Source organism: Citrobacter sp. CK195 (genome assembly GCF_030333365.1).
Classification (GTDB): Bacteria; Pseudomonadota; Gammaproteobacteria; order Enterobacterales; family Enterobacteriaceae; genus Citrobacter_B; species Citrobacter_B koseri.
This window is the reverse complement of sequence record NZ_JAOWGB010000020.1, coordinates 53,809-65,805: the sequence shown is the minus strand read 5'-3', so window position 1 is coordinate 65,805 and position 11,997 is coordinate 53,809. Positions and strand designations below refer to the sequence as shown.

Here is an 11,997-nt window from a genome sequence, read left to right as displayed (position 1 = left end):
TAAGGGTACGGAGAATACCATGACAACGACACAACAATCTGGCTTTGCACCTGCTGCTTCCCCCCTTGCTACCACAACGGTTCACACCCCGGATGACGCCATTATCGCAGGCGTAACATCTATTCCTACTCAGGGTGATGAGATGCCCGCCTGGCACGCGCGGCCAAAAGTGAACGATGGCGCGTTACCCGTTGTCATTGTGGTGCAGGAGATCTTTGGCGTTCATGAACATATTCGCGACGTTTGCCGTCGCCTGGCGCTGGAAGGGTATCTGGCTATCGCACCAGAACTCTATTTCCGCGAAGGCGATCCGAACGATTTTGCCGATATCCCAACGCTGTTAAGCGGTCTGGTGGCCAAAGTACCGGACTCTCAGGTACTGGCGGATCTGGACCACGTCGCCAGTTGGGCCTCCCGCAACGGCGGCGATGTGCATCGTCTGATGATAACCGGCTTTTGCTGGGGCGGGCGCATTACCTGGCTGTATGCAGCACACAATCCACAGTTAAAAGCCGCGGTAGCATGGTATGGAAAGCTGGTCGGGGACAAAACCCTGAACTCGCCCAGACACCCGGTGGATATCGCGACCGATCTGAACGCGCCGGTTCTGGGGCTGTATGGCGGGCAGGACACTGGCATTCCCGTGGATACCGTCGAAACCATGCGGCAGGCGCTGCGCGCAGCAAACGCCAAAGCGGAGATCGTCGTTTACCCGGATGCAGGACATGCTTTTAATGCGGATTATCGTCCGAGCTATCATGAAGAGTCGGCGAAAGATGGCTGGCAAAGAATGCTTGAGTGGTTTGCGCAGTACGGCGGGAAGAAATAAACGTTAATTGCCCGGTGGCGGCTACGCCTTACCGGGCCTACAACAGTTGCGATTTCCTGTAACCCGGGTAAGCGCTAGCGCTCCCGAGCAGCGAATTACGCCTGACGCAGATTCTGCGCGGCTTTGACCATGTTCGCCAGCGCGGCGCGGGTTTCCGGCCAGCCGCGGGTTTTCAGGCCGCAGTCCGGGTTCACCCACAGACGTTCCGCCGGAATACGCTGAGCGGCTTTATTCAGCAGGGCTTCAATCCACTCTACGCTCGGTACGTTCGGCGAGTGAATGTCGTAGACGCCCGGCCCGATTTCGTTCGGGTATTCAAATTCTTCGAACGATTCCAGCAGCTCCATATCAGAACGCGACGTTTCAATGGTAATCACGTCCGCATCCAGCGCCGCGATAGAATCCATGATGTCATTGAACTCGCAGTAACACATGTGGGTATGGATCTGGGTATCATCCTTCGCCACCGCAGCGTTGATGCGGAAGGCTTCCACACCCCATTGCAGGTAAGCATCCCAGTCGCTGCGACGCAGCGGCAACCCTTCACGCAGTGCCGGTTCATCAATCTGAATGATGCCGATTCCCGCCGCTTCCAGATCGGCAACCTCATCACGCAGCGCCAGCGCAATCTGTTTAGCGATAGTTTCACGGCTCACATCTTCACGCGGGAATGACCAGCAGAGGATCGTCACCGGGCCGGTCAGCATCCCTTTCACCGGTTTATCAGTCAGGGACTGCGCGTATTTCGCCCACTCCACGGTGATCGGTTCCGGGCGGCTGACATCACCAATGACGACCGGCGGTTTCACGCAGCGGGAGCCATAGCTCTGCACCCAGCCATTCTGGGTGAAGACAAAACCATCCAGATGTTCACCGAAGTACTCCACCATGTCATTACGCTCAGCTTCACCGTGTACCAGTACGTCTAAACCTAAACGCTCCTGCTCAACGATCGCCTGTTTGATGTGTTCAGCGATGCCGGTACGGTAGTGATTCGCATCAAGGTTGCCCTTTTTGAAGTCCAGACGCAGGCCGCGGATTTCCGTCGTCTGCGGGAATGAGCCGATCGTGGTGGTCGGCCATGACGGCAGGTTAAAACGGTTACGCTGCGCCTGGGCACGTTCGGCATAAGGGCTGGCACGCTGGCTGTCCTGGGCGGTAATTGCCGCCAGACGTTTCTCCACCGCCGCGTTGTGCACGCGGGTGGAGTGGCGACGAGCCTGAATCGGCGCGCTCCACGCTTCAAGTTTTGCCGTGTCGCCGCTGTTCAGCGCATCGCGCAGCAGCGCCAGTTCACCGCATTTTTGCAGCGCGAAAGCAAACCAGCTCTTCACTTCCGCATCCAGACGGGTTTCGACGCTCAGGTCGATCGGGCTGTGCAGCAGAGAGCAGGACGAGGCCACCCACAGGTCACGTTTGCCGACAATGTCCTTAATTTGCGCATATTTTTCCGTAAGATCGGCGCGCCAGACGTTGCGACCGTTAACCAGACCCGCAGACAGCAGCCAGTCAGACGGCAGACGCTTGTGCAGTTCGGCAACGTCATCTTTACCGTGTACCAGATCAACGTGCAGACCCTGCACCGGCAGCGCGGCGATGGTATCCAGATTCGGCGTGACGCCTTCAAAATAGGTCGTCAGCAGCAGCTTCACCTGGCCTTGCAGCGCATCATACGCAGGCTTGTAAGCATCCAGCCATTCCTGCGGCAGTTCCAGCACCAGCGCAGGTTCATCAATCTGTACCCATTCAACGCCGCGTTTCGCCAGCTCGGTCAGTACCTGTTTGTAGACCGGCAGAATGTCGTTCAGCAGGCTCAGACGGTCGAACGACTCCCCTTTCACTTTACCCAGCCACAGGTAGGTTACAGGCCCCAGCAGTACCGGTTTCACCTTGTGACCCAGCACCAGCGCTTCGTCCACTTCATCCAGAAGCTGAGTCCAGGTCAGTTTAAACTGCTGACCCTTCACAAACTCCGGCACCATATAGTGATAGTTGGTGTTAAACCATTTGGTCATTTCCGCCGCCGCAGCCGGCTCACCGGTCGGCGCGCGACCGCGGCCAATGCGGAACAGAGTGTCGATATCCACCGAGCCGTCGCTGTTCTGATGACGAGCCGGTACATTGCCCAGCAACAGGCTGGTGGTCAGAACATGGTCGTACCAGGCGAAATCGCCCACCGGCAGCAGATCGATGCCCGCCTGCTTTTGTTGATCCCAGTGGCGCGCACGCAGTTCACGTCCGGTTGCCAGCAGGTCTTCACGGGTGGCGTTGCCCGCCCAGTAGCTCTCTTGCGCTTTTTTTAACTCACGACGCAGGCCAACGCGAGGAAAACCGAGGGTGTGATTGCGGATTGTCATGTTTATTCCTCTCTTATTTCATTGAATCTGAATAAAAAACTCTAAATAGTTCGGCTTGCAGGAAGGCGGCAACGATGCGCATCCCCAGGAGCTTACTGAAGTAAGTGACTGGGGTAAGCGAGGAAGCCAACGCATCTGCAAGTCGAAATATGACGAGTTTTAGACGTCCAGATGTTTACACATCTATAATTGGCAGGTACTGTATATTCCTCAAGCGCAATTTACTCATGCCGAAGTGAAGGACTTTCATGATCGAGATTAAACACCTGAAAACGCTCCAGGCGTTGCGGAATAGCGGTTCGCTGGCGGCTGCGGCGGCTACGCTGCACCAGACCCAATCCGCCTTGTCTCACCAGTTCAGCGATCTGGAACAGCGCCTTGGCTTCCGGTTATTTGTCCGTAAGAGTCAGCCGCTGCGTTTTACGCCACAGGGGGAAATTCTCCTGCAACTGGCAAACCAGGTACTGCCGCAGATTAGCCGCGCCCTACAGGCCTGTAACGAACCACAGCAGACCCGATTACGCATTGCGATTGAATGTCATAGCTGTATTCAGTGGCTGACCCCGGCGCTGGAAAACTTCCACGCCAGGTGGCCGCAGGTTGAGATGGATTTCAAATCCGGCGTGACGTTTGATCCCCAGCCCGCGCTGCAACAGGGGGAGCTGGATCTGGTGATGACATCAGACATCCTGCCGCGCAGCGGGCTGCACTATTCGCCGATGTTCGATTTTGAAGTACGACTGGTGCTGGCGCCCGATCATCCGCTGGCCAGTAAGGCGCAGATTACGCCGGAAGATTTAGCCAGCGAGACGCTGTTGATCTATCCGGTACAGCGCAGCCGACTGGATGTCTGGCGGCATTTCCTGCAACCCGCCGGCATCAGCCCGTCACTGAAAAACGTGGATAACACCCTGCTGCTGATTCAGATGGTCGCCGCCAGAATGGGCATTGCCGCCCTGCCGCACTGGGTAGTGGAGAGTTTCGAACGCCAGGGGCTGGTCGTCACCAAAACCCTGGGCGACGGTTTATGGAGCCGCCTCTACGCTGCGGTGCGCGATGGCGAGCAGCGTCAGGCGGTGACTGAAGCGTTTATTCGCTCGGCGCGGAACCACGCATGCGACCATCTGCCGTTTGTACGGAGCGCGGAGCGACCCACTTCCGATGTACCCACAGGGAAGCCAGTATCACAAGCGCGCCTGTAATAAAACTCGGCCAGTGGGGCTGTTGATGCCAGATCGCCAGATTAACCAACAGTCCCGCAGGCACATGCATATTGTTCATGATGCCTAACGTACCGGCATCCACTTGGGTCGCGCCATAGTTCCACATGAAGTAGCCGATACCCGATGCCGCCACGCCCAGGAAGATCAGAATGCTCCACTGTAGCGTCGTTTCCGGCATATTCTGCGCGTTCCCCAGCATAGACCAGGCGACAACGGCCACCAGAAATGCCCCGACGTAAAACCAGGCGAACGCGTTATGCTGCGGCATAGGCCGGGTTTCCATCAGACGCTTGTAGCCCACCATCCCGATGGCAAAACTGATATTGGAAAGCTGTACCAGCAGTAACCCCGTCCAGAAATGATCGGTAACCTGGTCGTAACGAATAATCCCAGCGCCGATGACCGCCAGCAACGCGCTGAAGGCATAACCCCAGCGCAGGCGACGCTTGCTCATCAAATCATAAATCAGCGTGATATAAAGCGGCGTGAGGACGGTAAACAGCAGCAGTTCAGAGACCGTCAGATAGAGATAGGCGCGGAAACTCAGCATATACATAATGCCAAGCTGCATCGCTCCCACCAGCATATACAGGCCAATGGTTTTTACGCTATGCCCACGGGTACGCAGAAACGGGAGAAACACCAGCGCTGCCAGCCCAACACGCACCAGCACCGCAAAATAGCTATCAACATGACCCGCGAGATACTCGCCGAACAGGCTAAAGGAGAAGGCCCACAGGATAGTGGTAATGATGAGTAGCGCCACAATGGATGTCTCTTTGAATAAGGGACACCCATTGTAGCGGAGAGTTTAGTTGACAACTGGTCAACTAAAGAGCAATCGCATTACCGCAAAAAGAGCTTACGCAGATAATGCGGTACGGCATCGTCGGCATTGATGCCAATGATTTCCAGACCCGGATGCAGATCTTTCAGGCGCTGATGGGCATTGCCCATAATGCAGCCTTTCCCCGCCATTGAGAGCATTTCCGCGTCGTTCATGCCATCGCCAAACGCAATGCAATCCTGCAATTTGTAGCCCATCGCTTTCGAGACGGCTTCCAGCGCATGCCCTTTCGACACGCCTCCCGCCATCACTTCCAGACAGGTCAGCGTAGAGAAACTGACGTTCACGCGATCGCCCCAGCGTGCGTTAATCGCCTGCTCCAGCGGCAGTAGTTTTTCATGCGCATCGCTGGTGAAGAACACTTTGCTGACCCCTTCAGGCTCCAGCATCGCCGGTTCGAACAGCGAATAGTGAAATACCGCCTCTTTGAAAAAACGCATTTCATCCGGGCGGTGGCGGTTCATAAACCACTCATCATCGCGATAGACGTTAGTCACGATATCCGGGCTTGCATTCACTACGCCAAACAGATCGCTGGCGATGTCACGGTCAAGGTTGTGGGTGAACACCAGGTTCCCGTCGGTGTCATGCACGCGCGCGCCGTTGGAGGTAATCATGTAAGACTTAATCTCAAGATTATCGCGGATTTGCCCCACATCGACGTGGTGACGGCCAGTCGCGAACACAAAATTCACGCCACAGGCGGTCAATAATTTCAGCGTCTCTTTCGCGTAAGGGGACAACGTGTGATCGGGAGAGAGCAGCGTACCATCTAAATCAGACGCAACAACCTGATACATAAGAAAATTAAACCTCAAGGCAAAGCGGTTTCCGCTGGATGAATTAGTTATGCCTGTCGAAAAATTCGACAATGGCGTTAAGCGCGACTGAGCGCATTGCGTCCTTTTCAAAAAGGATCTCATGGTATGCGCCTTTTATGACAAGCGGTCGCTCTCCCTCTACGGGATGGCCCGCTGCGGCGCGGATTTCACAAAAACGGTCATGCGCGCGGTTATCCACCACACGCTCTTCTTCAGCCTGAACGAGTAGCACAGGGGTTGCATCATCACCCGCCCCCGCCAGAGCCTGCTCACCCGCCAGAATACCTTCACGCACCCAGTGGTAAGTCGGCCCCCCGACGCGTAGCCGGGGTTCATCAGCATAGAAACGTAAATTGCGCCGATAGCGCTGCCGACTGTGCGTTAGCACATTCATACTAAAGGGCAGCGCTCGCCAGCGCCCGGTGCCAATGGCATACCCTTCACGGATTCGCTGATGCCCCTCGGCCCAGTCAAGAATGTGGCGCACCATCCATTCCGGTAAGCGCATCACGATACCAAACATCGGCGCGCAAAGCGCGATGGCATCACACTGGACGGCGTTGCGTTGCAGGAACAGCGTGGCAATAGCGCCCCCCATAGAGTGCGCCAGAATATAGCGTTTCCGCCACGGCCCCGATTGCACTTCCTGCTGCCAGAATGCGGTTAAGTCATCGACATAATCGTTAAAATTGACCACATGACCACGGTGCGTATCCGACAGCAAACGCCCGGAGCGCCCTTGCCCGCGGTGGTCGATGATGAGGACATCAAAACCAAGATGGAACAGGTCATACGCCAGTTCGGCATACTTTACGTAGCTTTCAATGCGACCTGGACAGATGACGATGACACGATCGTTTTTCTTTGCGTGAAAGCGGACAAAGTGTACGGGAACGTCGTCCACGCCCGTGAATTCTGCTTCTTCCCGCTGACGCCAGAAATCTGTCAGTGGCCCCATAGAAAAAGCAGCGAACGCGTTTTCTCTCGTTTCCCAGTCCTTTTGCTGCTGAAACATCGGGTATCCAGCCTCGTTTACCAGGTAAAAATCGTTTTCTTTATGATGCCTGACACAATACAGCGACAGTAGGGTATTGTGGCATAAAAACAGACAATCAGGGAGTTCCTCATGACCTTCGAATGGTGGTTCGCTTATCTGCTGACATCCATTATTTTGAGCCTTTCTCCCGGCTCCGGCGCCATCAATACCATGACCACGGCAATCAGCCACGGCTATCGCGGCGCAACGGCGTCTATTGCGGGTTTACAGACCGGGCTTGGCATTCACATCGTACTGGTTGGCGTGGGCCTGGGGACGCTGTTTTCACGTTCCGTCGTCGCATTCGAAGTCCTGAAATGGGCGGGCGCCGCTTATCTGATCTGGCTGGGTATCCAGCAATGGCGTGCCGCAGGCGCTATCGATCTCAACACGCTGGCGCACACACAGTCCCGAAGCCGTCTGTTCAGGCGCGCGGTATTTGTAAACCTGACCAACCCAAAGAGCATTGTTTTCCTCGCCGCGCTATTTCCGCAGTTTATCAAGCCGCAGGAGCCGCAGCTGATGCAGTACGTCGTGCTCGGCATCACAACCATTGTCGTTGATATCATTGTGATGATCGGTTACGCGACGCTGGCGACACGTATCGCAGGCTGGATTAAAGGGCCGAAGCAAATGAAGGCGTTAAATAAGGTATTTGGTTCGCTGTTTATGCTGGTGGGTGCGCTGTTGGCGTCCGCAAGGCATGCCTGAGAAATTGCCGGATGGCGCTAACGCTTATCCGGCCTACGATAATTAACGCGAAATAATCAGGTGAATGCCGAAACCGGCAAACAACGCACCGGCAAAGCCGTCGATCCACTTCGCCAGACGCTGATAACCGCGACGCATTTTCGGTAGCGCGAACAGGCTGGCGACCACGGTAAACCAGGCCAGCGTTTCCACGATAATCAACGCGAAAATACCCCAGCGCGCGGCTACGCCGACGTTATCGCCAACGAACAGTGAAAAGACCGATCCGAAATAGATGATCGCTTTCGGGTTCGCCAGGTTCGTCAGCAAACCTTTCACAAAGCTACGACCGCTTTGCGCCAGTTCAATCTGCGGCGCAGGCGCGGCGACGTCCTGTTTTTTCAGCGCGCCACGCAGCATCTGATAGCCCATCCAGCACAGGTACAAACCACCACCCACCATAATGATGGTATGCAGCCAGGCCATTTTCTCGATAATCAGATGCAGGCCGAGCAACGCAACGCCCGCCCAAACCATGACGCCGCAGGTAATGCCCAACACGCCCATCATCGCTTCCTTGCGCGAGCGGCTCACGGCGGTTTGAGAGACAAAGAAAAAGTCCGGTCCAGGACTCATTAACGCAACGATATGCACCATCGCCACGGTGAGAAATAGCATCAACATAAAAATGACTCGCGGGGGAATAGTTTACCGAGTCACCATCCTGGCACTTTTTTACCTGGCTGACTACTCTTCGTCGTCACCATCGACATGCGCGCGGATCAGCGCCATAAACTCTTTACCGAAACGCTCCAGTTTGCGCATGCCGACGCCGTTAACGCTCAGCATTTCGCTCGGCGAAACCGGCATCTGTTCGGCCATTTCAATCAGCGTCGCATCGTTAAAGACGACATACGGCGGGATATTCTCTTCATCGGCAATGGCCTTACGCAATTTGCGCAGTTTGGCGAACAGTTTGCGATCGTAATTGCCGCCGAAGGATTTCTGCATCACTCGCGGCTTCAACGCGACGATACGCGGCACGGCAAGCTGCAACGGCACTTCGCCACGCAGCACCGGACGCGCCGCTTCGGTTAACTGCAACGCCGAATGTTGGGCAATATTCTGCGTAACCATACCCAGATGAATAAGCTGACGAATCACGCTGACCCAGTGCTCATGGCTCTGATCGCGACCAATGCCGTACACCGGCAATTTGTCATGCGCTAAATCGCGGATACGCTGATTGTTCGCGCCGCGCAATACTTCCACCACATAGCCCATACCAAAACGCTGATTAACGCGATAAATCGTCGACAGAGCTTTACGCGCATCCATCAGGCCGTCGTACTGTTTTGGCGGGTCGAGGCAAATATCGCAGTTGCCGCAGGGTTCCTGCCGCCCTTCGCCAAAGTAGTTCAGCAGCACCAGACGACGACAGGTCTGCGCTTCGGCAAACGCCCCCATCGCGTTCAGTTTATGCCGTTCAATATCCTGTAGCTGCCCGGCGGGTTTCTCCTCCAGACAGCGGCGCAGCCACGCCATATCAGCCGGATCGTAGAACAGCATCGCCTCTGCGGGCAGGCCGTCACGCCCGGCGCGGCCGGTTTCCTGATAGTAGGATTCAATATTGCGGGGAATATCGAAATGCACCACAAAACGCACGTTGGGTTTGTTAATACCCATACCAAATGCGACGGTCGCCACGACGATTTGCAGATCGTCGCGCTGGAACTTCTCCTGCACATCGGCGCGCACGTTATTTTCCAGACCAGCATGATACGCCGCCGCGCTGATGCCGCGACTTTGCAGACGTGCGGCGGTGTCCTCCACCTTCGCCCGGCTGTTACAGTAGATGATACCGGACTTGCCGCGCTGTTCCTGCACATAGCGCATCAGCTGATCGAGCGGCTTAAATTTCTCCATCAGCATGTAGCGAATGTTCGGACGGTCAAAGCTGCTGATCTGGATTAACGGATCGTTCAGCCCCAGCAGGCGAACAATATCCAGTCGGGTGGTGTCATCTGCGGTGGCGGTCAACGCCATAAACGGCAGGGAAGGAAAACGCTGGCGGAGCTGACCGAGCGCGGCGTATTCCGGGCGGAAGTCATGCCCCCACTGCGAGATACAGTGCGCTTCATCAACGGCCAGTAAGACCGGATTCCAGTGCGCCAGATGCTCAAGGAAGTTATCCAGCATCAGGCGCTCCGGCGCAATATACAGCAGGCGAACCTGCCCGGTTCGGCAACCGGCCATCACCTCATGCTGCTGTTCACGGCTCTGCGTCGAGTTCAGGCACGCCGCCGCCACGCCGTTTGCCAGCAACTGGTCGACCTGATCTTTCATCAGGGAGATAAGCGGCGAAACGACAACGGTGAGTCCGTTAAGCAGTAAGGCTGGAATCTGGTAACACAGGGATTTGCCGCCGCCGGTCGGCATGACGACCAGGCAATCACGACCCGAGACGACCGTCTCAATGATCTCTTCCTGGCCTGGGCGAAACTGTTGGTAGCCAAAGGTTTCCTGTAAAACCTGTTTAGCCCCCAATTCCAGATTCAACACTTCCGCCTGCGCCACATTAACCCCGTTTGCCTGAAATAAAAACAGGCGCTATTTTCAGCGCCTGCGAAAGAAACTGCAATGTTTTAAACACAATCATTGCGCAGATCAGAATATGTCATTCAGCATAACACCCACGCCGACACGCGTCTGATTAAAGTTATAGTCGATTAACGATTCGCCATAGCCACTGTATACCTGGGTATAGAGACGCACATGTTTCGTCATCGGGTAACTTAACCCCACTTCCGCCCCGCCGTAACCGGTATTCCAGTTGTACTGGCCCTTCGCACTCAGCACCGCATCTCCCAGGTGATAGCCGATTTTAAGCTGATAGTAGCCCATATATTTAGTGATATCGGGGTTATCGCCGGTGCCGCCAACGACGTACCACGGTTTCACTTCCATCAGCCAGTTACCGTTTTGCGCCATCAGACGCGTATACAGGCGGTTCCAGCTCCGCGAAGTCGGATCGGAACGCCCGTTGGAGTTATGGTTATACCCCATCTCCACATCGCGCAGCGTCCAGCCTGCAAAGTGGTAATCCGTGGCAAAGCCGAGGAACAACTGCGGTTCGTAGTTAGTCTCACGAAACGGCGAGGACTCTTCGCTGTTGGACAACTGCCACCAGGATTTCTGCGTGTACGACGCCCCCAGCACCGAGTTTGGCCCAACAATCCCACGCCAGAACGGGAAGGCCAGGCTCAGCTGAAACTTCACTTCGTCTTTGCGCGCGTTTTCAGACCAGTTATAAGAGCTGATCGCTTCTTTGTTCAGATCGCTGGTATTGGTGTAGATCAGGTAGTTCGTATCATAAGGATAAAGCGTGAAGGGATTATCATGCACCTGCAACATGTTTGCGATAATACTGCCCTGTACCGCAGGCGCGTCATGAATTTCTTTCACTGTCGCTTCCTGCGCATATACAGCCAATGGCATCATTGCTGCTGGTAATAACCAACCCAAAATCGCCCGCATCGGTCGTGTTCTCCTGAACGCAATAAGTGTTGAATGGTATAATTATCTGCCAGCCATTCTACATACTTACTTAATCCCTGTTTAGTTATCCTCTCTTAAAGTAGAAAACAACAAATAAGAAGCATAATATCAACATTTCATTAACCAATGGAGTGTCTGGATCGTATGTCTTCCGTACTTACCGCTGAGCAGGCCCTGAAACTGGTGGGCGAGATGTTTGTTTACCATATGCCTTTTAACCGGGCATTAGGACTGGAGCTGGAACGCTATGAAAAGGAGTTTGCCCAACTGGCCTTTAACAATCAGCCGATGATGGTAGGCAACTGGGCGCAAAGTATTTTACACGGTGGGGTGATCGCCTCCGCGCTGGACGTCGCCGCCGGACTGGTGTGCGTGGGCAGCACGCTGACCCGCCATGAGACCATCAGCGAAGACGAGCTACGTCAGCGCATGTCGCGTATGGGAACTATCGATCTGCGCGTTGACTACCTGCGCCCGGGCAGAGGCAACCGCTTTACCGCCACCAGCAGCCTGTTGCGCGCGGGCAATAAAGTCGCTGTGGCGCGTGTGGAACTGCACAACGAAGAACAGCTTTACATTGCCAGTGCGACCGCAACTTATATGGTGGGATAAAAACAGGTAAACTGTTGTTACATT

Annotated in this window: 10 protein-coding genes and 1 pseudogene; 4 read left to right on the top strand and 7 right to left on the bottom strand. The window is 55.2% G+C overall.

The genetic code is table 11. From position 1 onward, the window contains the following. Positions 1-19: 19 nt before the first annotated feature. Entirely contained in the window at positions 20-829 is an 810-nt protein-coding gene (locus OGX93_RS03135) for a dienelactone hydrolase family protein (RefSeq protein ID WP_049009834.1), read from the top strand. Positions 830-924: 95 nt separating this feature from the next. Here OGX93_RS03135 and metE read toward each other — a convergent pair whose 3' ends face one another. Then, positions 925-3,186 (bottom strand): 5-methyltetrahydropteroyltriglutamate--homocysteine S-methyltransferase, encoded by a 2,262-nt coding sequence (metE, locus tag OGX93_RS03130; protein WP_286487769.1) that lies wholly within the window; start codon positions 3,184-3,186, stop codon positions 925-927. A 248-nt stretch (positions 3,187-3,434) separates the two neighbouring features. Here metE and metR point away from each other — a divergent pair, with 248 nt between their 5' ends. After that, a complete protein-coding gene (metR, locus tag OGX93_RS03125; protein ID WP_071258139.1) occupies positions 3,435-4,388 on the top strand; it encodes an HTH-type transcriptional regulator MetR in 954 nt (317 codons plus the stop codon). Here metR and OGX93_RS03120 read toward each other — a convergent pair. From OGX93_RS03120 to pldB, 3 genes and pseudogenes are all read right to left on the bottom strand, one after another. Next, a complete protein-coding gene (locus tag OGX93_RS03120) occupies positions 4,276-5,175 on the bottom strand; it encodes a carboxylate/amino acid/amine transporter (RefSeq protein WP_012131171.1) in 900 nt (299 codons plus the stop codon). The two genes, metR and OGX93_RS03120, sit on opposite strands and share 113 nt — an antisense overlap. An 80-nt stretch (positions 5,176-5,255) precedes the next feature. Next, on the bottom strand, positions 5,256-6,056 hold the full coding sequence (yigL, locus tag OGX93_RS03115; RefSeq protein WP_012131170.1) for a sugar/pyridoxal phosphate phosphatase YigL: 801 nt from the start codon (positions 6,054-6,056) through the stop codon (positions 5,256-5,258). A 46-nt stretch (positions 6,057-6,102) separates the two neighbouring features. Beyond that, positions 6,103-7,092: pseudogene (gene pldB / locus OGX93_RS03110) on the bottom strand (lysophospholipase L2); the annotation flags it as partial. A gap of 111 nt (positions 7,093-7,203) precedes the next feature. Here pldB and rhtB point away from each other — a divergent pair. Beyond that, the gene (gene rhtB / locus OGX93_RS03105) at positions 7,204-7,824 is read left to right on the top strand and encodes a homoserine/homoserine lactone efflux protein (protein WP_104867958.1); all 621 of its coding nucleotides are present in this window, start codon (positions 7,204-7,206) and stop codon (positions 7,822-7,824) included. 42 nt (positions 7,825-7,866) lie between these two features. Here the strand turns inward: rhtB and rhtC are convergent, their stop codons facing one another. The 3 genes from rhtC to pldA all read right to left on the bottom strand — a co-directional run bounded on the left by rhtC (position 7,867) and on the right by pldA (position 11,340). Beyond that, positions 7,867-8,487 carry a threonine export protein RhtC gene (gene rhtC / locus OGX93_RS03100; protein WP_012131165.1) on the bottom strand — a complete coding sequence of 207 codons (621 nt, stop codon included), beginning with the start codon at positions 8,485-8,487 and terminating at the stop codon, positions 7,867-7,869. Between the two features lie 63 nt (positions 8,488-8,550). Further along, positions 8,551-10,380 carry an ATP-dependent DNA helicase RecQ gene (gene recQ / locus OGX93_RS03095; RefSeq protein WP_012131164.1) on the bottom strand — a complete coding sequence of 610 codons (1,830 nt, stop codon included), beginning with the start codon at positions 10,378-10,380 and terminating at the stop codon, positions 8,551-8,553. Between the two features lie 90 nt (positions 10,381-10,470). Further along, entirely contained in the window at positions 10,471-11,340 is an 870-nt protein-coding gene (pldA, locus tag OGX93_RS03090) for a phospholipase A (RefSeq protein WP_047459983.1), read from the bottom strand. 165 nt (positions 11,341-11,505) lie between these two features. On the opposite strand from pldA, the gene yigI reads away from it, so the two are divergent. Then, on the top strand, positions 11,506-11,973 hold the full coding sequence (yigI, locus tag OGX93_RS03085) for an acyl-CoA thioesterase YigI (protein ID WP_024130101.1): 468 nt from the start codon (positions 11,506-11,508) through the stop codon (positions 11,971-11,973). The last annotated feature ends 24 nt before the right edge of the window (positions 11,974-11,997 follow it).